This window comes from Streptomyces sp. NPDC002958 (assembly GCF_055563255.1).
Genome location: NZ_JBVHDS010000009.1, coordinates 253,698 through 276,105, shown reverse-complemented (window position 1 = coordinate 276,105; position 22,408 = coordinate 253,698). Strand labels below are relative to the sequence as shown.

Here is a 22,408-nt window from a genome sequence, read left to right as displayed (position 1 = left end):
TACCGGAAGGCACCAACGCGGTGGACGGCGAATTTCATCCCCGCCGTTACAAAGACGGGTCTTGTGGCGTAGACCGGTCCGTCATCGGTCCTACGTGCGCTCACCCATATGAACGAATGCGCAACACACCCGCCTCGCTCATACACTGCGACATCTATACGTTCCGGCGCATGGACAGTGGCTACACCATCGGGATCGAACCCGAGGTTCGGCTGTACACCCGCGATGCCGATGCGCAGGCGGTCAGCGGTTGACCGGCGCCGAGGCGGGTCGGTCGCCGCAGCCCGCTGCGTCCTCGACCGCCGAACGGGCATGCCGCGTCCGGTGATCGAGGACAACTTCGCCCCTGTCGGCTACGACCGCGGCGTCGCGGTGAGCATCCGTACCGCCGGTGCCTCCGGTACCGCAGGCACCGCTTCCTGCGGGGCGGCGGGCGGGGCCACGGTCGTCAACGCGCCGGCGGCCGGGTTGAGGTCCTTGTGCACAGCGCGGGCGACGGCCTGAATGGTGTCGATGCCGTCGTTCATCGTCTTGTTGTCCTGGGTGAGCACGGTGATCGCGTAGTCGCGCCCCTTGCCCGTGAAGGCACCGATGCTGTGCACCCGCCAGCCGTGGGTGGCGCGCGGCAGCCAGCCGTTCTTCACCTGAACGGTCACTCCGGACGGCGCACCGGCGGGCGTGCCCCAGCGCTGGGAGGAGACGACCTTGCGCATCAGGCCCAGTGCGTACGCCCTCGAGTTGTCGCTCAGTACGGAGTTCTTGGCGGTCAGCAGGGTCAGCAGCCGCTGCTCGTCCTGGGCGGTGATCTGGGTCAGCCCCCAGTAGCCACCGGAGCCGGGCACGGTGTGCGTCATCCCGGCGGCCTTCAGGAACGCCTTGATTTTGGTCACCCCGAGCTGCTTCCACAGGCTGGTGGTCGCGTCGTTGTCGGACTTGGTGATCATGGCGGTGGTGAGGTTGATCTCGCGCTGGGTGAGATAGCGGTTGTGCTTCTTGTTGTCCCAGAGCAGCGTCGCCAGCACGGTCGCCTTCACGACGCTGGCGGAGTCGTACTTCGTCGTCGCCCGCAAGGAGCAGGTCGTCTTGGTGGTCCGGTCGTAGAGCGCCACGGCCGTCGTCGACTTCCTCCCCTTGAGCGCGGCGGTGATGTCCTTCGACAGCTTGGCGGCCAACCCCGCCTTGCCGGACGTGCAGCTCACCGTCGGCGTCGCGGCGGCGGCGGGCGCGGCGCCGAGCGTCACGGGTGCGAGTACGCCTGCGGCGAGCGCGACAGCGAGTACGGAGTGCGCGCGGCGGGATGTGCGGAATATGCAGGACTGTTTCATACGACGTTTCCCCCTGGGCGAATTCATACGGTGTGCCCCCCGGCACACCCGACACTGATGACTGCTGACGGCCGGAAAGGTTGTACACCGCGAGCCGGTGTTCCCCGGCCGGGTGGGCCGGGTAGGGATGCCTTCCGTCATCGGAACGAGGCAGAACGGGGAGGGATCATGCCGGACGACCGGCCGACCGATGCCTGTCTCTGCGGGCAGCTGTACGCCGCCCTGGAGGTGCTGCAACGGCTGGGCGACATCGGCTTCCGCGCGCTGGGGCGCGAGGAGTCGAGGCAGAGAGCCGCGAAGAAGCCGCGTACGGAGATGACCGTGCCTCTGCACACGGTCGGCAAGTCCTTGTACTGGGCCCGGCTGCGGGGCCACGGCCCCGCAGCCGGCGCCGTCTTCCGGACGATCCCGGATCTGATGCCCTCGACCAGGGATCTGCCGGCCACGCTGAATCCGGATCAGCAGAAGGAGTTCTTCCGGGGTCGGCAGGCGCAGCTGGATGCCCTCGAGAAAATCGAGAAAGAGGCCGCCGGACGCTGAACCGCCCGTGCCCCCCTGACAGCCGGGGGCACGGGCGGGCAGGCGCGTCCTGCACGCGTCCTACAGATGCGTCGGCCAGATGAGTCGACTCGAACATCCTCAGCAGGTCAGCGGGGTCGGGAGCACGACCGAGCGGCGCAGCGCGTCGAACATGCCGAGCGCGCGCCGGCCGGGCAGGCCGAAGGCAGTGGTCGCGCCGAAGTCCTGGAGGGTCTCGACGACGAGGTCGCCGCCATTGCGTCCGGACGGGGGTTCGGGGCGGCCGTGATCTGCTCGGGGGCGAGCCGCGGCCACTCGTCGTGGTGACCGTGGCTCACTTCGTGCGGGCCTCCGCGATCTGGCGGGACATGATCGTCGTCAGTTCGTACGCCGTGTGGGAGGCGGCAACGGAGGTGACCTCGGCGTGGTCGTACGCGGGGGCGACCTCGACCAGGTCGGCGGAGACCAGGTTGCAGGAGGCCAGCCCGCGGACGATCTCCAGGAGTTCGCGGGAGGTCAGGCCGCCGGCCTCGGGGGTGCCGGTGCCGGGGGCGTGCGCCGGGTCCAGGACGTCGATGTCGATGGAGATGTAGAGCGGCCGGTCGCCGATGCGTTGGCGCAGCTGGTCGGCGATCTCGTCGACGCCGCGCCGCATGACGTCGGCGGAGGTGACGATGCCGAAGCCCATCTTCGCGTCGTCGTCCAGGTCCCGCTTGCCGTAGAGCGGGCCTCGGGTGCCGACGTGGGAGAGGGCGGAGGTGTCGAGGATGCCCTCTTCGACGGCCCGGCGGAACGGGGTTCCGTGGGTGTACTCGGCGCCGAAGTAGGTGTCCCAGGTGTCGAGGTGGGCGTCGAAGTGGAGCAGGGCGACCGGGCCGTGCTTCTTCGCGACGGACCGCAGCAGCGGCAGCGCGATGGTGTGGTCGCCGCCGAGCGTCATCAGGCGGGCGCCGGTGGCCAGGAGATCGTCGGCCGCGGCCTCGATCGTCTCGACGGCCTCGTTGATGTCGAAGGGGTTCGCGGCGATGTCACCGGCGTCGGCGACCTGCGCGAGGGCGAACGGCGAGGCGTCCTGCGCCGGGTTGTACGGGCGCAGCAGACGCGACGCCTCACGGATCGCGTTGCCGCCGAAGCGGGCACCGGGGCGGTAGGAGACACCCGTGTCGAAGGGCACGCCGACGACGGCGACATCGGCGGCGGGGACCTCGTCGAGGCGGGGCAGCCGGGCGAACGTCGCGGGTCCGGCGTACCGCGGAACGCGGGAGGAGTCGACGGGACCGCGCGGCGTTTCGTTGCTGCTCATGGTGGGTGTCCTTCTTGTTGCGATGCGGGGTGACGCTTCTCGTTGCGATGCGGGGGGCGCTGAGGCGGTGCGCACCTTTGTGTCACATGCGCGCACGTCGCATGTGGTGAAGACGGTAGGTGACCCGAACGCGGCACTGAAGTGTATGTTTCATCCATAATCGCATTCACCAATGGATGGACCATCCATGCCGGAAGCCTTGGCCGGGCTCACCCCGCCCGCTCCCCCCACCCCCTCCGCTCCCCCCACGCCCCCGATCCCCCTCACCGAGCTGCTCGCCCGTGAGGACCTCGGGCTGCACCAGATCGCGGGTCCGGCCGAGGCGGATCTGCTGTGGGTGCACACCTCGGAGATGGCCGACCCGTACCCGTATCTGCTCGGCGGCGAGCTGGTGCTGAGCGCGGGGGTGCTGCTCAAGGACCCGGACACGTATGTGGCCCGGCTGGTGGAGGCGGGGGCGGCGGCGCTCGGTTTCGGGGTGACGCCGGTGTTCGACACGGTGCCGCAGGCGCTGATCGAGGCGTGCGACCAGCACGGACTGCCGCTGGTGGAGGTGCCGCCCGAGACCCCGTTCACGGCGATTGCCCGGGCAGTGTGGCGGCTGATGGCCGAGGCCCGGCACCGCGAGCTGCGCCGGGTGACCCGCGCCCAGCAGGCACTGGCCACGGCGGCGGCCAGGCCCGACCCGATCCCCGCGGTGCTGCACCAACTGGCGGCCCAGCTGGAGGGCCGGACGGTGCTGCTCTCCGCGGACGGCGAGGAACTGCACACCGCGGGCCGCCGCCCGGCTCCCGACGTCGGCGCGGCGCTGGCCCGGCTCACCCGGGTGGTCTCCGCCGTGACACGCCCCGCTCCGACGTCCGCCACCGACACACTGCGGGACGCGCACCTGTCCGCGTACGCACTGGGCGGCGGCCAGGGTCTCGTCCTGGCGCTGGCGACGGACCGGCGCGAGGCGGGCGACCACACGATCGCCGGGGTCGCGGTCGTCCTGCTCTCCCTTCTGGCCGCCCCGCACCAGGGCGCCGACGCGGCGGGCCGGTCGGCCGCCCTCGTACGGATGCTGCTGGGCGCGGACCCGCAGGACGTCGCCCCGCTGCTCGGTGGCTCCGAGCAGTGGACGGTGGTGCACGCGCGCCGCAGCGGCGACGGCCCCGTCGACCCGCTCACCGCCGGCGCACTGGGCGCCGCCCTCGGCTCGGCCCTGGTCGACGCGGGCCGGGGCGGCGACGCCGTCAGGGTGCTGGTCCCCGGCGACGACCGGATCACCCCGCAGCCCGGCTGGACCCTCGGCGCCTCCGCCCCCGCACCCATCACGGCCCTCGACCTCGCCGACGGCCAGGCCTCCCGCGCCCTGGGCCGCGCCGTGGCCACCCGCATCCCACTGGCCCACCACCACACCGACACCGGAGCGGGCCTGGCCGCCCTGGTCCCCCCGGACCAGGCCGAGGCCCACGCCCGCGCCCTCCTCGCCCCGCTCACCGAGCCCCTGACCGAGACCCTGCGCTGCTGGCTGAGCCTGCACGGCAGCTGGGACCGCACGGCGACGGCCCTCCGGATCCACCGCAACACGGTCCGCCAACGCATCACCCGCTGCGCGACGCTGCTGGACGCGGACCTGGACGACATGGACGTACGGACGGAACTGTGGTTCGCACTGCGGCAGCGGTGATCAGCGCCCCAGGAAAGTCCTGAAGGGGGATTCCTGAGTCGGGCGGCGGAACGTCGGCGGGCGTCGGAGGCACCGGTAGACCGCTGATCAGGGGCACGACCGCCGGCCCGGCGACGGGCACGGCAGGCCTTCGCGCGCGCCCAGGGCAAAACCCACACCCAAGCTCTCCTCTGTCTCGCCCGACGCCGCATCGATGCCCTGTTCGCCATGCTCCGCGACGGCACCTTCTACGAGTCACGACCCGCAGCGGCCGCCTGACACGCATCGCAGACCACCAGCACCCTGGCGAGGACTCGAAGGGTGAATAAAATGAGCCGATGGAACCGCGTATCAGTCTGATCACACTGGGTGTTTCCGACCTCGGACGTGCCCGGTCGTTCTATGAGGCCCTGGGCTGGAAGGGACAGACGGTTCAGGAAACCGTCTTCTTCCAAGCGGGCGGTCTCGCGCTGGTCCTGTGGGATCGCGACAAGCTCGCGCTCGACTGCGGCGTTGAAGATCATCAGTCGGCTGGGTTCGGCGGAATCGCGCTCGCTCACAACGTGCGATCCCCGACCGAAGTCGACGAGCTCATCACGACAGCGCAGCAAGCGGGCGCTACCGTCACGCGTCCTGCGGCCACGACGTTCTACGGCGGCTACGCAGGAGTCTTCGTCGACCCTGACGGCCATGCCTGGGAAATCGCTCACAACCCGGGGTTCCCACTTGCCGCAGACGGCTCCATCACCGTCCCCGACTTCAACAGTCTCTAGAATCAACCGCCGCCTCGGACCGGCAAACCCATCTGGAATGGTTCCAAACGATCCCAACCCACCGCTCATCGTCGAGGCTCAAACCCCACCAGGCTTGACGAAGGAAATAGAGGGAACTCCCCCGGGTCGGCAGGAAGGTTCAGGCCTGCGACTTGGGTGATTTGCTCCCGTCACGGGCTGAAACAGCGAGCCGGTCGCCCCGGCTCTGAGCGATCCTGTGCACGTCGCGCAATGCCTCGGCCATGCGGGCCACGACGTAGCGGAGCTGCGCCGAAGTGACATCGCGGTCGTCGAGCATGTCGTCGGCGTGGGCCAGCAGTTCGACAGCCATGCCGAGCTGCACACTCTCGATGTTGTCGGCTACGCGGGAGACGTATCCGGTCCCGTCACCGATGGCGTAACAGGGCTTGCTCTCCGGGCTGGACCACGGAAGCAGTCGTGCCGAGGCGCCGGGGGTCTGCGAGATCACGCGGGCACCTCGATGCCGTGGATCAGACGTGGCCCGATGTCGATGCCATGCACAGCCGTTGCCGCGGTCAAGGGCGACAACCTCCCCGCCTGAACGTCCCGTCCCCGGCCCAGCCGTGCCGTTTCGGACGTGCGGGGGCACGGCCGCCCATGACCGTCTTGCCGCCATGCCCCGGCATACCGCGAGGTTGACCCCGTAGTCCGGGCAGGGTGAACGGCGACCGTGTGCGCGCCGGTGTACACAGGGGCGCCCCGAGCCGTGACGCAGGCTTCGGGCGCCCCTCCTTCCGCCCTGGTTTCCGCGATAACAGCCGTGCCACGCTGGAGATCACCGAGAGTGCCTGATCCGTCACGCACGGGATGGAAGGAGCTTCGCCATGAACCGCATGATCACGCTCGCCGCCACCTCGATCGCCTTGGCCTTAGGACTCGGCACCGGCCCCGTCGCCGCCACGGCAGCCGAGAACGCCACCACCGAGAGCGCCCTGGCTTCCTACAGCTGCAGCCCCGGCTACTTCTGTATCTACAGCGACTGGAACGGAGGTGGCACCCGCTGCCAGTGGTCGGACAAGAAGCGGGCGAATACCGCCGACGACTGCTCCTTCATCCAGCGGGGCCAGAACGTCCGCTCCGTGTGGAACGCGACCGGGCACCGCGTTCAGTACTACACGCAGACCAACTACAACGCCCGAGTCGGATCCACCCCCGCCGGAAGCGGCGGCAACCTCCAGGGGAGCTACCAGATCCGCTCCTTCAAGCCCCAGTAGGGAACGGAGACAGCGCAAGAGCCCTTCCCGGCCGGGGGTCGGGAAGGGCTCTTGCGCGTCCGCGGCCGGACGCTCCGCGCGGGCGTGCTGAGCATCACCCTGGACAGCCTCGGTGACCGCCGGGTAACTTTTGACCAGGTCTGAGCAAGCGCTTAGCCACTCCTGCCGAAACCCGCCCGCAGCTGACCAAGGAGGCACCCGTGCGCCGTACGGTATTCAACGAGGACCACGAGGCGTTCCGGGAGACCATCCGCGCCTTCATCGAGGCCGAGGTCGCCCCCGTCTACGACGAGTGGTTCGCGGCCGGCCAGGTGCCTCGCGACTTCTACTACAAGCTCGCCGAGCTGGGCATATTCGGCATCGAGGTGCCGGAGGAGTTCGGCGGCGCCGGCGTGGAGTCCTTCAAATTCGAGGCGATCATCTCCGAGGAGTGCGCCCGCGCGGCCGTCAACTTCGGCGGCTCCGGCGTGCACGTCCTGCTCTGCCTGCCATACATCAAGGCGTACGCCACCGAGGAGCAGAAGAAGCGCTGGCTGCCGGACTTCGTCAGTGGCAAGACGATGTACGCCATCGCCATGACCGAGCCGGGCACCGGTTCCGACCTGGCCGGCATGAAGACCACCGCCAAGCTCTCCGAGGACGGCACGCACTACATCCTCAACGGTGCGAAGACGTTCATCACCGGTGGCGTCCACGCCGACCGGGTCATCGTCTGCGCCCGTACGGACGCACCCAAGGCGGATGACCGCCGGCACGGCATCTCCCTCCTCGTCGTCGACACCAAGGCCGAGGGCTATTCGGTCGGCCGCAAGCTCGACAAGCTGGGCCTGCGCACCTCCGACACCGCCGAGCTGGCGTTCGTCGACGTCAAGGTGCCGGTCGAGGACCTCCTCGGCAAGGAGAACAAGGGCTTCTCCTACCTCGGTCAGAACCTGCCGCAGGAGCGCCTCGGCATCGCCGTCGGCGCGTACTCCCAGGCCAAGGCCGCTGTCCGGTTCGCCCAGAATTACGTCTCCGAGCGCACCGTCTTCGGCAAGACCGTCGCGTCCTTCCAGAACACCAAGTTCGAGCTGGCCGCCTGCCAGGCCGAGGTGGACGCCGCCGAGGCCGTCTGCGACCGCGCCATCGAGGCCCACGACGCCGGTGAGCTGACCGCCGCCGAGGCCGCCTCCGCGAAGCTGTTCTGCACCGAGGTCGCGCACCGCGTCATCGACAAGTGCCTCCAGCTGCACGGCGGCTACGGCTACATGAACGAGTACCCGATCGCCCGTCTCTACGCGGACAACCGGGTCAACCGCATCTACGGCGGCACCAGCGAGGTCATGAAGTCGATCATCGCCAAGTCCATGGGCCTGTAAGAGCGGTTACGTTCCCTCCATGAGCTCAGCACGTGACTCCCTGCTCGATCTGCTCGATCTGCTCGACCTGGAGCAGATCGAGCGGGACATCTTCCGGGGTACGAGCCGTTCGGTGATCGTGCCCCGCGTCTTCGGCGGCCAGGTCGCGGCCCAGGCCCTGGTCGCCGCAGGCCGTACCGTCCCCGCCGGCCTTCCCCGAGCTCTCGGCTCCGCTCGAGCAGGGGAGACCCCATCCGTTCACTCCCTGCACTCCTACTTCCTGCGGATGGGCGACCCGGGCGCGCCGATCGTCTACAACGTCGACCGCATCCGGGACGGCCGGTCCTTCACCACCCGCCGGGTCGTCGCCGTCCAGCACGGCCAGCCGATCTTCCATCTCTCGGCGTCCTTCCAGACACACGAGGAGGGGCTGGAGCACCAGGCGGACATGCCGCCCGCCCCGGACCCGGAGACGCTGCCCACGGCCGCGCAGATGCTGCCCCGGTACGCGGACCGCTTCAGCGATCCGGGTGTCGTGGACCGGCTGATCGAGGCACGGGCCGCGGTCGACCTGCGGTACGTGGACGTGCCGCCCTTCGGCACGGTCGGCGAACCGCGCGAGCCCCGGTCCCAGGTGTGGTTCCGCACCAACGGCAAGCTCGCGGACGACCCGCTGCTGCATGTCTGCATGGCGACGTACGTCTCCGACATGACGTTGCTCGACTCGGTGCTCCTCGCCCATGGGCGCGGGGGCTGGGCAGTCGGCGATGTGGTCGGCGCGAGCCTGGACCACGCGATGTGGTTCCACCGTCCCTTCCGGGCCGACGAATGGCTGCTGTACGACCAGGAGTCGCCGTCCGCGTCCGGCGGGCGCGGGCTGGGTCAGGCCCGTATCTACACACAGGACGGCCGACTGGCGATCACCGTCATCCAGGAGGGCGTGGTCCGCGTCCCCCGGGACTGACGAGTTCGCGCTCCGGCTGACCGAACAGGCCACGGCCTGCCGATTCGGCTCCCCACCATGAGTGACGAGAAAACCGGTGGTGGGGCTCCGACCAGCGTCAGATCAGCCCCGCCGCGTCCAGCAGATAGTCCGTCAGCGGGTCGTAGAACCGCGGGTCCAGCACATGGTCGTCCAGCGGTACGGCCACCTGGAGCGTCCCCTCGGCCTCGCCGAGGAACAGCGCCGGGTCGTTGCAGTCCGCGTACCCCACCGCGTCCAGGCCACGCTGCGCCGCGCACCCCGCCCACCCGTGGTCGGCTACCACCAGGTCCGGCATCGGCCGGCCCTCGCGCTCCAGACCGTCCAGGATCGCGGCCATCGGGGCGGGCGAGTGCGTGTGCCAGAGCGTTGCGCCGCGCTCCTGCACCGCGACGTCCGCGAACTGGAACACCATGCCCTCGTCGGCCACCAGCCCCGACGGAATCCGTACGATCTCGCACCCGGCGGCCCGCAGCGCGGCCGCGGTCTGCCGGTGCACATCGAGCAGCCCGCCCGGGTGCCCGGTCGCGAACAGCACCCGCTCCGCCCCAGCGGCCGCCTTTCGCAGTCGCGCCGCCATCCGCTCCAGGGCGTCGACCGTCAGCTCCGGGTCGATGGTGTCCTGCCCGAACCGGTGCTCCGGGTCGTCGCTGACCCCGCAGCGCTCGGCCATCACGGCCAGCACGTCCTGCTCGTCCCGCCACCGGTCCCCGAGCTCCAGGCCCAGCCAGTGGTGACGGTCGCCGTTGGCGAGCTTGCGGTAGTGGGAGAGGTTGTTGTCGCGGGGTGTGGCGACGTCTCCGGCGATACGCGTACGGACAAGGTGTTCGACGAGGGCGGCACGGCTGGGTATCGGCATGAACCCATTGTGCCGTCAGGTGTGCACAGTGTGCTGGGTGTCTTGCACGACAGACGGGCCGAACAGGCTTCCCGGGGCGGTCGGCCACTCAGGGAAGCTGGGTCGAGTACGTGACCTCCTTCAGGTGGTAGTACTTGGCGACGCACTGCGCCGGCCACGCCCGTCGACCGTGGTCGCCGAACGGCTCCACCATCCCGCTGACCGAGACCGGCGTGTAGGGAAGCACCTGGGCGCCGCTCGCCACCCGGTCCTTCAGCCACCAGTCCTGGTGGTCCCAACGCTGGGCGCGCAGCTCCATCTCCGGCTCCAGCCGGAGCAGCGGGACGGCAAGGCCGATGCAGACCAGAGCACATACGGCTCCGGCGGCCGCCGCCGTCACCGCACGGATCCCCCACCGGTGGGAGCGCAGCACCCGTCCCAGCAGGGCGCCGACGCCGACCAGGAGCATCACGTACAGCAGGAGGAAGTCGCCCCAGATGCGCGACGCGGTCGCCACGCTCGCCCCGAAGGCCGGGTAGGCGACGATGGTGCAGAGGTAGCCGGAGACCAGGAAGGCGAGGAACCCGACGAGAACCAGGAGAAGGGGCCGACGCCGCAGGGACCCGTCCGGTCCCGCCGCGCCTCGCGAAAACCCCTCCGACCCCTGCTCGCCTCGCGAAGACCCCTCCGGCCCCACCTCGCCTCGCGAAGACCCCTCCGGCCCCGCCTCGCCTAGCGAGGACCCCTCCGGCCCCTGTCCACGCTCGCCACCGCGCACCATCAGGCCCAGCAGTACGCCGACAGCGACCGCTCCCAGGTACTGCCAGGTCGTGAAGATCGTCCCCAGGATGTGTGCGAACGCCCGCAGCGTCGTAACCAGTGTCTCCGGGCCGAGCATGGAGGCGGTGTCGGCGTCGAACCTCTCACGCCGGGCGCGTCCGCCGGGCGCCAGGTAGAGGATGGCCATCCCGACCGCGACCCCGGCGGAGGCGACCGCGCACCAGATGCGCGCATGGGTGCGGCCGGGACCGGGCAGAGCCCAGCGGCTGACCAGCAGGGCAGCAGCGAGCACGACGATCGCGACGATCGCCGTCTCCTCCGACAGCGTGCCGATGAAGATTCCGGCCACGTAGGCGATGCCCAGCGCGAAGGCCCGCCCCCGGCCGGTCCGTGCGCGCAGCAGGGGGATCACTGCGGCGCAGGCCAGCACCGGTGAGACGGTGTGGGAGACGGAGGAGGCAGGCCAGTAGAACGTCTTGTACGTATTGGGCGTCGCGAAAAAGAAGATCACCGCCATCATCGCCGCCACGAGCAGCGCGAGCCCGCGCGGCACGGTCAGGTTGGCCCTGCGGAGCGCGGAGGCGGTCAGCGCCCAGAGGATGCCCAGCATGAGCACCCCGCTGACCAGGGCGAACCACTGCTGGCCCGCGACGTCGAATGCCCCGTACGCGACGACCACCAGGGCGTTGGCGATGCGCCCGTTGTCGTGGAGGAAGAACTTCGCGATCATTCCGGAGGCGCCCTCGTCGCGTACGACCGGGAGGAAGCACCAGTCGTCTGCTCCCGGGCGGACCAGTCGGCCGATCCAGAAGGCCGCGCCGAGCAGGGCGAGCGGCAGCAGCGTGAGGGCCGCCGTCCAGATCGTCGCCCATCGCCGTGAGGGGCCGGGGTGGTTCTCCGGGTGGGGGGACTTCTCGTTCTCCGGCTGGGTGCCGGAGACCTTCGCGGTGTGCGCGGTCATGTGCACTGCTGCCCTTCGTACGTTGCTCGCGCCTTGCGCGCTGCGAGTTCAGGCGGTGGGGATCAAGGTGTGGTGTGTCCGGCACGACTCCCGGTCAGGCGGCACGTTGCCGGGCCAGGTCGGCACCGGAGTCGATGGCCCAGCGGGCGAGCAGGAACGAGAAGGGGGTGGCGAGGATTCCTGCGGCCACGGCAGCGATGTTCTTGTCCACGCCCAGCCTGCTGACACCGAGGTAGAGCAGGACGCCGGTGAGAACGAGATTGACGACGCTCGACAGGGGATACCGGACGAAGGCGTGCCAGGTCGGCTTCGTCCGGCAGGTGACGCACGAGTTGAGCAGGAACGAGCCCACGATGCTGACCGCATATCCGATGACATGCGCGGCCAGATAGGGAATCCAGATGTTCAGCGACACGTATGTCGCCAGATAAACCGCCGTATTGATGATTCCGATCACCGCGAAAATGACGAACTGGCGTACGGTGTGGGACCTGGCGGCCCCGAGCGCGGTCGCCCCGGCGGGCCCCGTCATCGGTCTCTCGACCACGGGTGCGGGCGAAGCGGCATGGAGCCCGTCCGGCGTATCGGGCGGAATATCGACCGGGCGAACGTTCGCGGATTCGTTCGTTTCGCGCACCACGTAGTGCGGACGGTGTTTTGACTCGCTGTAGATGCGTCCCACGTATTCGCCGATGACGCCGAGCGTGGCGAGCTGGATTCCGCCGAGCGCCACGACGGCGGTCAGCAGGGTGGTGTAGCCGGGTACGGCGACACCGTGCAGAACAACACTGGCGATGATCCACAGGGCGTACCCCAGTGCCGCCAGCGCGAGGGCGAGGCCGACGTGGATGGCCAGGCGCAGTGGACGGCTGTTGAAGGAGATCAGTCCGTCGATCCCGTAGTTGAGCAGATGCCTGCTGCCCCACTTCGAACTCCCGGCCGCACGCCGGACATTCCGGTAGGTGAAACTGACGGTGTCGAAGCCGACCCAGGAGAAGATCCCCTTGGAGAACCGGTTGGTCTCGGGCAGCGCGAGAACGGCGTCCACGGCGGTGCGTGACAGCAGCCTGAAGTCGCCCTCGCCGTCGACGACCTCGACGTCCATGCAGCGGCCCATGGCCCGGTAGTAGGCGGCGCTGAGAAAGGTACGCAGGACGCCTTCACCCGTCCGGTCCCGCCTCGCGACGACCTGGTCGTACCCACACCTCCGCAACTCCAGCATGCGGGGCAGAAGTTCGGGCGGATGCTGGAGGTCGGCGTCCATGAGCACGACGGCTTCGCCGCGGGACATGCGCAGCCCCGCGAGCATGGCGGCCTCCTTGCCGAAATTGCGACTGAAGGAGGTGTAGCGGACCCGCCGGTCCGCGGTGGCGAGCGAGCCGATCCGGGCCCTGGTCCGGTCGCTGCTGCCGTCGTCGACATAACAGATCTCGAAGGTCCGCCGAGTCGGTTCGAGGGCAGAGATCAACGCACGGTGAAATGCCTCGATCACCTCGTCCTCATTGAAGCAGGGAACAACGATCGAGACCTGACATTTTTTCATTTAATTTCCCATCAGGCTTGGGTGGGACAGCTCAAACCATATGCCTGTGGGTCGCCGCGACACTCCGAACGACGGAGCTCATTTGAAGAAGAAAAGGGAATCCGAGGAACCACCTCTTCCCTCTCGCATCAACCTCCTTTTTCGGTTGGGAGGGATGAGTCGGGCCGATCGCGGCGGACCGTGGCTGTTGGCCGCTTGCCGTCGAGCGGGCATGGTCGGGGCCCGACGCTCGTGCTCATCTCGCCAGGGCCAGGTGACCCGGATCCGCAGATGGAGGCGGCGGCCGCGACGGGTGATGCGGCGGCCGCCGCGGGTGATGCGGGCGGCTGCGTGCGGCAGCCGGTGGCGGAGCTTCTCCGGCTCGGCGCAGGCCAATTCGCCGTCCAGCAGCAGAGTTTGGGCCCAGGCGAGCAGGTCGACGGCGGTCAGAGCCAGTTCGAGCCAGGCAGCGTTGATGGCGAAGTGGCAGGAAGGCGGGTGCGGGCCCGTGCCTTTTCACGGCCTCGGTGCTGTTGCGTGCTGCGTAGCGTTTCCGCCACTCGGGGTGTCCTGGGCGGTGCGGGTCGCGGTCGAGGTGGATGGCCAGTCAGGCGTAACTCGCCCGCCAGGTGCGGACGTTGAGGCTCGGCAAGTCGGATTTCGACACCTCCGGGCTTGACGGCTAACACCGTTAGCCATACGTTGGCGCCCCGCGGCAAACGTCGTTGGTCAGGTCCGGTCGGTCGCAACGTGGGAGAGCCGCAGTGAAAACCGCCACAGCCAGTAAGGCCCCGTGCAGCAGGGTCCCGACCCGGCCCTTCCGGAGTGCATGGGAGGCGCCGGCGCTCCTTTCCGGGGCGATGGCAGTTCCCGGGGAAGAGCACCAACTGCCACCCGTCGCCGCGCCTGTTTTCCTCGCCGGCCCCCCAGTCCCGCCCACCGTTCGGATACCGGCTTCCGGATCTGTGCGGCCCACCGGCATCGTCATCGTGCGGACGGCCCACGGTGGCTGACCGCGCGCAGCAGATCATGGCCGCCGCCCGGGAACTGCTCGACGCCGAAGGGCCGGATGCGTTGTCGATGCGGCGCATCGCCGAACGGGTCGGCATCCGGGCGCCTTCCTTGTACAAGCACTTCCCCGACAAGGCCGCTGTCGAGAGCGGGCTCCAGGCGCAGGGGATGACCCGGTTGGCGGAGGATCTGGAGGCCGCCGAAGCCGAGATCGGCGTCGAACCGCCCCTGCTTGTGCTCGCCCGTGCCTACCGGCGGCACGCTCTTGCCAGCCCGCACCTCTACCGCATCACTCACAGTCGGCCGCTCGCCCGCGCCGCGCTTCCCGATGGACTCGAAGATCGCGCGGCGACGCCGTTGGCCCGCGCGGTGCACGGCGACATCGACATCGCGCGCTCGTTCTGGGCATTCGCGCACGGCATGGTCGTGCTCGAACTCGACGGCCGCTTCCCGCCCGGCGCAGACCTGGACGCCGCATGGCGGACCGGCTGCGATGCGTTCGCCCAGGCAATCCGGAACAAGACCGCGGGAGACACCGCATGACGACACTTGCCAAGGAGCCCGCTGACGGCAGCACCGCCCGCGCCGCCGGATACGCACATGCCGCGGCGTGGATTCTCGGGCTCGCCGCCGCATGGGGAGCGACACCCGACGTCGGTGACACACACGCCGGGATCACGACCGCTTACGCCGACCGGCCGGTCCAGGTCGGCGCCCAGGCGCTGCTCGTCCACGGTGTGGCAGGTGCAAGTCTGCTCATCGTCGGATCCGGACTGCTCGACCGGGCCCGCCGTACCAACAACACTGCGGCTCGCTCGACCGGATGGGCCGGGAGAGTCGCGGGGGCGCTCGCATGCGTGCAACTCGTCCTGGAGCTGATCGCGGTGCCTGCAGCTGATTCAGCGTCACCGGGCAGGACGGGCGCACTGTTCGAGGCGGTCCAGCGTGCGGACGGAGTGAAGATGTTCGCGCTCGCCACACTCGCCGCGGCCGCCTGCGTGGCCTCGCGGCACGGCACACTGCTGCGGCGTTGGGAGGTCGTCATCGGCTGGGTCCTCGCCGCTACGATCACCGCCTCCGGCATCGGTTACCTCCTCCTGTCCACCACCTTGACCCCCACGGCGTTCATTTCACTTCCCTTGCTGCTGATCTGGATCGCCGCACTCGGCGCAGCGCTCAGGCGCCGACCCTGAGCTCTCGCTCGACCAGACGAATTTCTGATCAAGGGCCTCAGAAAGTTCGCTGCACGCCTGATTACCAGTCCGCTTGACTGAGGCACCTACGGAGCGACCATGGATCTCGCCTACCTTCCCAGCCCTTCGACCGGGGTTCACAACTGCTGGTCCAGTACCTTGCTTTGGCGAACATGGGCACGATTGAGTGAACGGTGTTCCGGTCTGTGGTTGTGCCTGACTGGGTGTGCGTAACGTGTGCATCGCGATCTGGGACGCCGGGTGTGGTGTCAGCGGTCGGGGCCCCCGTATCACCGGAGTGATGGTTCGGGGCCTCCCCGTCGCCTTTGGCCACACCCACATGGCCAGGTCGTAGGGATTCCGCCCACCTGGGACGGACCGCATACGTGATATGCGTCGCCGACCAGGACGTGAAAGCGGAGGACCAGTGCGCCCAACACCGTTCGGGGCGTGCCGGTGAGACAGGACTCACTCCTGCTCACTGCCCAGGAACGGTTCTTCATCTCGGCCCAATCCCGTTGAGGGCGTACGCCTTCTGCATCATCCTGGGCGCGCTCGTGGCCGTCCGGCTCGGCAACCGGCGCTGGGTGGCGCGGGGCGGAGATCAGGGCGTCATCGCGGACGTCACCATCTGGGCAGTGCCATTCGGCCTCCTCGGCGGACGGCTCTACCACGTGATCAGCAGCCCCGACGCGTACTTCGGCGAACACGGCGAGCCGATCCAAGCCCTGTACGTGTGGGAGGGCGGGCTCGGTATTTGGGGCGCCATCGCCCTGGGCGGAGTCGGCGCGTGGATCGGCTGCCGTCGCCGCCGCATCCGCGCCCGGACGTCGCGGTCAAGACACGAGGAGCGACACACAAAGACATGTGAGACCTCAGCGCCACCACGAGCCCGGGCCACCCGAACCGGCCCGGGGCCCCTTGCTTCAGGCTGTCGAGCGGTCGTGACCGCAGCCGGATGACCAGCGGTTCTGCAACACGCTTCAGGCGGACTCTTCGCCCATCCTCTCGGCAAGCTGCACATCAAGCAGGCTGAGCAGCACCATCGCGACGCATGCGCAGGCGAGCGCGATGTCGGCGATGTTACCCACGAACGGGCCGTAGTCGATGAAGTCCACCACATGCCCGCGGGCCAACCCGGGCTCGCGGAAGAGTCGGTCGCCCAGGTGGGATACCGCACCGCCGAGCAGCGCGCCCAGCACGAGCGCCCAGCGCGCAGAGGCCAGTCGGCGAGCGGTGTAGAGGATCGCGGCCACTGCCGCTGCCGCCGCCAAGGTGAACACCCACGTCACCCCGGCGCCCAGGGAGAACGCGGCGCCAGGGTTGTACAGCAGTCGGAAGTGGATCAGAGGGGGAATCACGGCGACGCGCTCGCTGTCGGACAGCACGGAAACCGCCCATAATTTGGTGAGCTGGTCGGCGAGCAGGACCACCGCCGCCAGCACGAGCATCATGCCGTACAGCCGGCTTGAACCACGCTCCAACCGCATCATCATGGCCTCCGTGCGCAGCGATATCCGAACCAGGATTTCCTGAGACTATCGCCCCCTCCTGAAACGTCTTCTCGCCTTTCCGGACAGATCCAGGACCGGCGGGCCCATGGCCACGCCCTACGCCCGGGCCGCCGCCTCGAATGCCCCGCGCGCCAGCCGGTGCAGCAGCGCCGCCGTGTCCGCGCGGTCCGGCTGCGCGCCGGGGCGGCCCAGGTGCGGGGTCGAGTTCAGGAGTCCGAAGACGGCATGGACGGCCGCGCGGGCCTCGCGCTCGGGCAGGTCCGGATACAGCTCGCGGACCACCTCCACCCACACCTCGACGTACTGCCGCTGGAGCTGGCGGACCCGCTTGCGGTCGGCGTCCCGGAGGCGGTCCAGCTCGCGGTCGTGGAGGGTGATCAGGGGGCGGTCGTCGAGTGCGAAGTCGATGTGGCCCTCGATGAGCGCGTCGAGCAGGGCCTGCGGGGAGCCGTCCTCACAGGCCGCGTCCTCCGACACGCGCAGCTGCCCGCCCGCCAGCAGCCGCTCGCTGATGCCGACCAGCAGCTCGGCGAGCATCGCGTCCTTGCCGGGAAAGTGCCGGTAGAGACCGGGGCCGCTGATACCGACGGCGGCACCTATCTCATCGACACCGACGCCATGGAAGCCGCGCTCGGCAAAAAGGCGGGCAGCCTCCTTGAGGATCTGCTCGCGGCGGGTGGGGGCCGCGACGCGGGCGGTGGCATGGGTGCTCATGAGGATTCATTCTAGACAGGCGGGTTAGCGGTCGTTAACCTGAAGGAACGTTAACGCTCATTAACCACTGCGGTACGGGCAAGGGGGCTCGACACGATGCAGCAGGCACCGGTGCTGGCGAGCGCGGCCGATCCCGCCTCCGAGGCCTGGCAGGCCAACGAGGCGGCGCATCACGCGCTCGCCGACGAGCTGCGCAAGCGGCTCGCCACGGCCAGGCTCGGCGGGGGTGAGAAGGCCCGTGCCCGGCATGTGGCACGCGGCAAGCTGCTGCCCAGGGACCGGGTGGACGCCCTGCTCGATCCGGGTTCGCCCTTTCTGGAGCTGGCTCCGCTGGCGGCCGAGGGGCTGTACGGGGGCGCCGCCCCGGCAGCCGGGGTGATCGCCGGAATCGGCCGGGTCAGCGGCCGGGAGTGCGTGATCGTCGCCAATGACGCGACCGTCAAGGGCGGCACGTACTACCCGATGACCGTGAAGAAACACCTCCGTGCCCAGGAGGTGGCGCTGGAGAACCGGCTCCCCTGCCTGTATCTCGTCGACTCGGGCGGGGCGTTCCTGCCGATGCAGGACGAGGTCTTCCCGGACCGGGAGCACTTCGGCCGGATCTTCTACAACCAGGCCCGGATGTCCGGGGCCGGGATTCCGCAGATCGCGGCGGTGCTGGGCTCGTGCACGGCGGGCGGGGCGTACGTCCCCGCGATGAGCGACGAGGCCGTGATCGTCCGCAACCAGGGCACGATCTTCCTGGGCGGTCCCCCGCTGGTGAAGGCCGCGACCGGCGAGGTCGTGACGGCCGAGGAGCTCGGCGGCGGCGAGGTGCACTCCCGTACGTCGGGGGTGACCGACCATCTCGCCGAGGACGACGCGCACGCGCTGCGGATCGTGCGGAACATCGTCGCCACGCTCCCGGAGCGCGGTGCGCTTCCGTGGTCGGTGAAGCCGGTCGAGGAGCCGAAGGTCGATCCCGCCGGGTTGTACGGGGCCGTTCCGGTCGATTCCCGGACGCCGTACGACGTACGGGAGGTGATCGCCCGGGTGGTGGACGGCTCGCGGTTCGCCGAGTTCAAGGCGGAGTACGGGACGACGCTGATCACCGGCTTCGCCCGTATTCACGGCCACCCGGTCGGGATCGTCGCCAACAACGGCATCCTGTTCTCCGAGTCCGCCCAGAAGGGCGCCCACTTCATCGAGCTGTGCGACCAGCGCGGCATCCCGCTGGTCTTCCTGCAGAACATCTCGGGCTTCATGGTGGGGCGCGACTACGAGGCCGGCGGCATCGCCAAGCACGGCGCCAAGATGGTGACGGCGGTCGCCTGCACCCGTGTGCCGAAGCTGACGGTGGTGGTCGGCGGGTCGTACGGGGCGGGTAATTACTCGATGTGCGGGCGGGCCTACTCGCCGCGCTTCCTGTGGATGTGGCCCAACGCCAAGATCTCCGTCATGGGCGGCGAGCAGGCCGCGTCCGTCCTCGCGACGGTCAAGCGCGACCAGCTGGGCGACGACTGGAGCGCGGCGGACGAGGAGGCCTTCAAGTCCCCGATCCGCGAGCAGTACGAGACCCAGGGCAACGCGTACTACGCCACGGCCCGGCTCTGGGACGACGGTGTGATCGACCCGATGGAGACCCGGCAGGTGCTGGGGCTCGCTCTGACCGCGTGTGCGAACGCCCCGCTGGGTGAACCCGGCTTCGGCGTCTTCCGGATGTGAGGAACAGATGACGATGTTCGACACCGTTCTTGTCGCCAACCGCGGCGAGATCGCGGTCCGGGTCATCCGGACCCTGCGCGAGCTGGGTGTGCGGTCCGTCGCCGTATTCAGTGACGCGGACGCCGACGCCCGGCATGTGCGGGAGGCCGATACGGCGGTACGGATCGGGCCCGCGCCCGCCGCGATGAGCTATCTGAGCGTGCCCGCGCTGCTGGACGCGGCCCGCCACACCGGCGCGCAGGCCGTGCACCCCGGTTACGGATTCCTCGCCGAGAACGCGGGCTTCGCGCGGGCGTGCGCGGAGGCGGGGCTGACCTTCATCGGTCCGCCCGCCCGGGCCATCTCGCTGATGGGCGACAAGATCCGGGCCAAGGAGACGGTCGCGGCGGCCGGGGTTCCGGTGGTGCCCGGATCGTCGGGGAGCGGGCTCACCGATGCCCAGCTGGGCGATGCCGCCCGCGAGATCGGGATGCCGGTGCTGCTGAAGCCCTCGGCGGGCGGCGGCGGCAAGGGCATGCGGCTGGTGCGCGACGAGGCGCGGCTCGCGGACGAGATCGCGGCGGCCCGGCGTGAGGCACGGGCCTCGTTCGGTGACGACACGCTGCTCGTGGAGCGGTGGATCGACCGGCCCCGGCACATCGAGATCCAGGTGCTGGCGGACGCCCACGGCCATGTGGTCCACCTCGGCGAGCGCGAGTGCTCGCTCCAGCGCCGCCACCAGAAGATCATCGAGGAGGCGCCGTCCGTCCTGCTCGACGAGGAGACCCGGGCGGCGATGGGCGAGGCGGCCGTCCAGGCGGCCCGCAGTTGCGGGTACGTGGGCGCGGGCACGGTGGAGTTCATCGTCCCGGGCAACGACCCCGCCTCGTACTACTTCATGGAAATGAATACCCGCCTCCAGGTCGAACACCCGGTCACCGAGCTGATCACCGGCCTGGACCTGGTGGAGTGGCAGCTGAGGGTCGCGGCGGGCGAGAAACTCCCGTACGGGCAGCAGGACATCACACTCACCGGCCATGCGATCGAGGCCCGGATCTGCGCGGAGGACCCGTTCCGCGGTTTCCTGCCGTCCGGCGGCACGGTGCTCGCGCTGCACGAGCCGCAGGGCAACGGCGTACGGACGGACTCCGGGCTCGGCGCGGGCGGCGAGGTCGGCAGCCTGTACGACCCGATGCTGTCGAAGGTCATCGCTTACGGCCCCGACCGCGCCGCCGCCCTGCGCCGGCTGCGTGCGGCGCTCGCGGAGACGGTGATCCTCGGGGTTCCGACGAACGCCGGCTTCCTGCGCCGGCTGCTCGCCCATCCGGCGGTGGTGGCGGGTGATCTGGACACCGGTCTGGTCGAGCGCGAGGTGGCCGGTCTGGTGCCGGAGGGAGTGCCGGAGGAGGTGTACGCGGCGGCGGCATTGCTGCGGCAGCGTGTACCGGAGTCCGCAACCCCCGCAGCCGTCCCCGGCTGGGTGGACCCGTTCTCGGTGGCGAGCGGCTGGCGGCTGGGCGGCACCCCGGCCCGCACGGTGCTCGACTTCCGGCTGCCGGGCCACGACCCGGTGCAGGTCTCGCTGCGCTCCTGCCCGGCGGGCACCGAGCTGACGTTCGGCCATGTCGGGGAGGGCGCACAGCCGCCGGAGCCCGCGACGGGCACCTGCGGCCCACTGGCTCCGATGCCCGGCGGCCAGGAGACGGCCAGGCTGATCGAGCTGTCCCCGCACCGCCTCACCCTCGAACTCGCCGGTGTCACCCATACGTTCACCCATGCCGCATCCCCGGAGGGGACCTGGCTGGGCCGCGACGGCGACACCTGGCACGTACAGGATCACGACCCCGTGGAGGCGTCGCTGGCCGGCGCCGCCCGTTGTGGGGCAGACACGCTCGCCGCGCCCATGCCGGGGACGGTCACGGTGGTGAAGGTGGCGGTCGGGGACGAGGTCGTGGCCGGTCAGAGCCTGCTCGTCGTCGAGGCGATGAAGATGGAACACGTCATCTCCGCCCCGCACGCCGGGACCGTGACCGAGCTGGACGTCACCGCCGGTGCCACGGTCGCCATGGACCAGGTCCTGGCCGTGGTGGCACCCGCGGCCGACCCCGGGGAGGACGCATGACCACCACCCGCACCCTGCCCATGACCGTGCCCGCCCAGGATCTGCCCCCACGGGTACGCATCCATGAGGTCGGCGCCCGCGACGGGCTGCAGAACGAGAAGTCCGTCGTACCGACCGAGGTGAAGGCGGAGTTCATCCACCGCCTCGCCGCGGCGGGCCTGACCAGCATCGAGGCGACCAGCTTCGTGCACCCCAAGTGGGTGCCCCAACTGGCCGACGCGGAGGACCTGTTCCCCCTCCTCGGTGACATCCGGGGCGCCACCCTGCCCGTGCTCGTACCGAACGAACGCGGCTTGGACCGGGCCCTGGCGCTCGGCGCCCGCCACATCGCCGTGTTCGGCTCGGCGACCGAGACGTTCGCCGCCCGCAATCTCAACCGCACCGTCGACGAGTCGCTCGCCATGTTCGAGCCGGTCGTCGCCCGGGCCAAGGCCGACAAGGTGCACGTCCGCGGCTATCTGTCGATGTGCTTCGGCGACCCGTGGGAGGGTCCCGTCCCCGTCCACCAGGTCGTCCGGATCGCCAAGGCGCTGATGGACCTCGGCTGCGACGAGCTCTCCCTCGGCGACACCATCGGCGTCGCCACGCCCGGCCATGTGCAGGACCTGCTCTCCGAGCTGAACGAGGAGGGCGTGCACACCAACACCATCGGTGTGCACTTCCACGACACGTACGGGCAGGCCCTCTCCAACACCCTCGCCGCGCTCCAGCACGGTGTGACCACCGTGGACGCCTCCGCGGGCGGCCTCGGCGGCTGCCCGTACGCGAAGAGCGCGACCGGGAACCTCGCCACCGAAGACCTCGTGTGGATGCTCGACGGCCTCGGCATCGAAACCGGGGTCGACCTCGACGGGCTCACCGCCACCAGCGTGTGGCTCGCCGAACAGCTGGGCCGACCCAGCCCGTCCCGTACCGTCCGCGCGCTCTCGGTGCGATAAACACCCC

20 protein-coding genes and 4 pseudogenes are annotated in these 22,408 nt (G+C 69.7%); 14 read left to right on the top strand and 10 right to left on the bottom strand.

What is annotated here, in order from left to right; all coding sequences use genetic code 11:
• Nucleotides 1–116: 116 nt before the first annotated feature.
• A complete protein-coding gene (locus ACZ3IC_RS18985; RefSeq protein WP_467417553.1) occupies nucleotides 117–254 on the top strand; it encodes a hypothetical protein in 138 nt (45 codons plus the stop codon).
• 99 nt (nucleotides 255–353) lie between these two features.
• On the opposite strand, the gene ACZ3IC_RS18980 is transcribed toward ACZ3IC_RS18985, so the two are convergent.
• Nucleotides 354–1,325: a serine hydrolase gene (locus ACZ3IC_RS18980; RefSeq protein ID WP_467417551.1), complete on the bottom strand. Its 972-nt coding sequence runs from the start codon at nucleotides 1,323–1,325 to the stop codon at nucleotides 354–356.
• Nucleotides 1,326–1,493: 168 nt separating this feature from the next.
• On the opposite strand from ACZ3IC_RS18980, the gene ACZ3IC_RS18975 reads away from it, so the two are divergent.
• Nucleotides 1,494–1,865: a hypothetical protein gene (locus tag ACZ3IC_RS18975; RefSeq protein WP_467417550.1), complete on the top strand. Its 372-nt coding sequence runs from the start codon at nucleotides 1,494–1,496 to the stop codon at nucleotides 1,863–1,865.
• A 129-nt stretch (nucleotides 1,866–1,994) separates the two neighbouring features.
• Here the strand turns inward: ACZ3IC_RS18975 and ACZ3IC_RS18970 are convergent.
• Nucleotides 1,995–2,117 (bottom strand): annotated as a pseudogene (locus ACZ3IC_RS18970) (thiamine pyrophosphate-binding protein); the annotation flags it as partial.
• A 61-nt stretch (nucleotides 2,118–2,178) separates the two neighbouring features.
• The gene (speB, locus tag ACZ3IC_RS18965) at nucleotides 2,179–3,147 is read right to left on the bottom strand and encodes an agmatinase (RefSeq protein ID WP_467417548.1); all 969 of its coding nucleotides are present in this window, start codon (nucleotides 3,145–3,147) and stop codon (nucleotides 2,179–2,181) included.
• Nucleotides 3,148–3,334: 187 nt separating this feature from the next.
• On the opposite strand from speB, the gene ACZ3IC_RS18960 reads away from it, so the two are divergent.
• The 3 genes and pseudogenes from ACZ3IC_RS18960 to ACZ3IC_RS18950 all read left to right on the top strand — a co-directional run bounded on the left by ACZ3IC_RS18960 (nucleotide 3,335) and on the right by ACZ3IC_RS18950 (nucleotide 5,571).
• Nucleotides 3,335–4,819 carry a PucR family transcriptional regulator gene (locus tag ACZ3IC_RS18960; protein WP_467417547.1) on the top strand — a complete coding sequence of 495 codons (1,485 nt, stop codon included), beginning with the start codon at nucleotides 3,335–3,337 and terminating at the stop codon, nucleotides 4,817–4,819.
• Nucleotides 4,820–4,954: 135 nt separating this feature from the next.
• Nucleotides 4,955–5,077: pseudogene (locus ACZ3IC_RS18955) on the top strand (IS110 family transposase); the annotation flags it as partial.
• A 59-nt stretch (nucleotides 5,078–5,136) separates the two neighbouring features.
• Nucleotides 5,137–5,571, top strand: a complete 435-nt coding sequence (locus ACZ3IC_RS18950) for a VOC family protein (RefSeq protein WP_467417545.1) — start codon at nucleotides 5,137–5,139, stop codon at nucleotides 5,569–5,571.
• A gap of 139 nt (nucleotides 5,572–5,710) precedes the next feature.
• Here ACZ3IC_RS18950 and ACZ3IC_RS18945 read toward each other — a convergent pair whose 3' ends face one another.
• A complete protein-coding gene (locus ACZ3IC_RS18945; RefSeq protein ID WP_467417593.1) occupies nucleotides 5,711–6,037 on the bottom strand; it encodes a hypothetical protein in 327 nt (108 codons plus the stop codon).
• Between the two features lie 379 nt (nucleotides 6,038–6,416).
• On the opposite strand from ACZ3IC_RS18945, the gene ACZ3IC_RS18940 reads away from it, so the two are divergent.
• From ACZ3IC_RS18940 to ACZ3IC_RS18930, 3 genes are all read left to right on the top strand, one after another.
• On the top strand, nucleotides 6,417–6,806 hold the full coding sequence (locus ACZ3IC_RS18940; protein WP_467417543.1) for a peptidase inhibitor family I36 protein: 390 nt from the start codon (nucleotides 6,417–6,419) through the stop codon (nucleotides 6,804–6,806).
• A gap of 200 nt (nucleotides 6,807–7,006) precedes the next feature.
• The gene (locus tag ACZ3IC_RS18935) at nucleotides 7,007–8,164 is read left to right on the top strand and encodes an acyl-CoA dehydrogenase family protein (protein WP_467417541.1); all 1,158 of its coding nucleotides are present in this window, start codon (nucleotides 7,007–7,009) and stop codon (nucleotides 8,162–8,164) included.
• 19 nt (nucleotides 8,165–8,183) lie between these two features.
• Complete coding sequence (locus tag ACZ3IC_RS18930; protein WP_467417540.1) at nucleotides 8,184–9,107, top strand: acyl-CoA thioesterase; 924 nt, start codon at nucleotides 8,184–8,186, stop codon at nucleotides 9,105–9,107.
• A 97-nt stretch (nucleotides 9,108–9,204) separates the two neighbouring features.
• Here ACZ3IC_RS18930 and ACZ3IC_RS18925 read toward each other — a convergent pair whose 3' ends face one another.
• The 4 genes and pseudogenes from ACZ3IC_RS18925 to ACZ3IC_RS18910 all read right to left on the bottom strand — a co-directional run.
• Nucleotides 9,205–9,984, bottom strand: a complete 780-nt coding sequence (locus ACZ3IC_RS18925) for a phosphatase (protein WP_467417539.1) — start codon at nucleotides 9,982–9,984, stop codon at nucleotides 9,205–9,207.
• An 88-nt stretch (nucleotides 9,985–10,072) separates the two neighbouring features.
• On the bottom strand, nucleotides 10,073–11,704 hold the full coding sequence (locus ACZ3IC_RS18920) for a DUF6056 family protein (protein WP_467417537.1): 1,632 nt from the start codon (nucleotides 11,702–11,704) through the stop codon (nucleotides 10,073–10,075).
• A 94-nt stretch (nucleotides 11,705–11,798) separates the two neighbouring features.
• Nucleotides 11,799–13,247, bottom strand: a complete 1,449-nt coding sequence (locus ACZ3IC_RS18915; protein WP_467417535.1) for a glycosyltransferase — start codon at nucleotides 13,245–13,247, stop codon at nucleotides 11,799–11,801.
• Nucleotides 13,248–13,484: 237 nt separating this feature from the next.
• Nucleotides 13,485–13,721: pseudogene (locus ACZ3IC_RS18910) on the bottom strand (IS1380 family transposase); the annotation flags it as partial.
• Nucleotides 13,722–14,255: 534 nt separating this feature from the next.
• Here ACZ3IC_RS18910 and ACZ3IC_RS18905 point away from each other — a divergent pair.
• The 3 genes and pseudogenes from ACZ3IC_RS18905 to ACZ3IC_RS18895 all read left to right on the top strand — a co-directional run.
• Nucleotides 14,256–14,780 carry a TetR/AcrR family transcriptional regulator gene (locus ACZ3IC_RS18905; RefSeq protein ID WP_467417591.1) on the top strand — a complete coding sequence of 175 codons (525 nt, stop codon included), beginning with the start codon at nucleotides 14,256–14,258 and terminating at the stop codon, nucleotides 14,778–14,780.
• Nucleotides 14,777–15,430, top strand: coding sequence for a hypothetical protein (locus ACZ3IC_RS18900; RefSeq protein WP_467417534.1), 654 nt, complete (start codon nucleotides 14,777–14,779; stop codon nucleotides 15,428–15,430). The genes ACZ3IC_RS18905 and ACZ3IC_RS18900 overlap by 4 nt, the downstream gene beginning before the upstream one ends.
• A gap of 494 nt (nucleotides 15,431–15,924) precedes the next feature.
• Nucleotides 15,925–16,248: pseudogene (locus tag ACZ3IC_RS18895) on the top strand (prolipoprotein diacylglyceryl transferase family protein); the annotation flags it as partial.
• Nucleotides 16,249–16,413: 165 nt separating this feature from the next.
• On the opposite strand, the gene ACZ3IC_RS18890 reads toward ACZ3IC_RS18895, so the two are convergent.
• The gene (locus tag ACZ3IC_RS18890; protein WP_467417532.1) at nucleotides 16,414–16,926 is read right to left on the bottom strand and encodes a signal peptidase II; all 513 of its coding nucleotides are present in this window, start codon (nucleotides 16,924–16,926) and stop codon (nucleotides 16,414–16,416) included.
• 114 nt (nucleotides 16,927–17,040) lie between these two features.
• Entirely contained in the window at nucleotides 17,041–17,658 is a 618-nt protein-coding gene (locus tag ACZ3IC_RS18885; protein WP_467417531.1) for an SACE_7040 family transcriptional regulator, read from the bottom strand.
• Nucleotides 17,659–17,754: 96 nt separating this feature from the next.
• Between ACZ3IC_RS18885 and ACZ3IC_RS18880 the strand changes: the two genes are divergently transcribed.
• The 3 genes from ACZ3IC_RS18880 to ACZ3IC_RS18870 are packed head-to-tail and all read left to right on the top strand — an operon-like array spanning nucleotide 17,755 to nucleotide 22,401.
• Nucleotides 17,755–19,362 (top strand): carboxyl transferase domain-containing protein, encoded by a 1,608-nt coding sequence (locus ACZ3IC_RS18880; RefSeq protein ID WP_467417530.1) that lies wholly within the window; start codon nucleotides 17,755–17,757, stop codon nucleotides 19,360–19,362.
• A 13-nt stretch (nucleotides 19,363–19,375) separates the two neighbouring features.
• The gene (locus ACZ3IC_RS18875) at nucleotides 19,376–21,463 is read left to right on the top strand and encodes an acetyl/propionyl/methylcrotonyl-CoA carboxylase subunit alpha (RefSeq protein ID WP_467417589.1); all 2,088 of its coding nucleotides are present in this window, start codon (nucleotides 19,376–19,378) and stop codon (nucleotides 21,461–21,463) included.
• Nucleotides 21,460–22,401 carry a hydroxymethylglutaryl-CoA lyase gene (locus tag ACZ3IC_RS18870; protein ID WP_467417528.1) on the top strand — a complete coding sequence of 314 codons (942 nt, stop codon included), beginning with the start codon at nucleotides 21,460–21,462 and terminating at the stop codon, nucleotides 22,399–22,401. The genes ACZ3IC_RS18875 and ACZ3IC_RS18870 overlap by 4 nt, the downstream gene beginning before the upstream one ends.
• Nucleotides 22,402–22,408 lie beyond the last annotated feature (7 nt).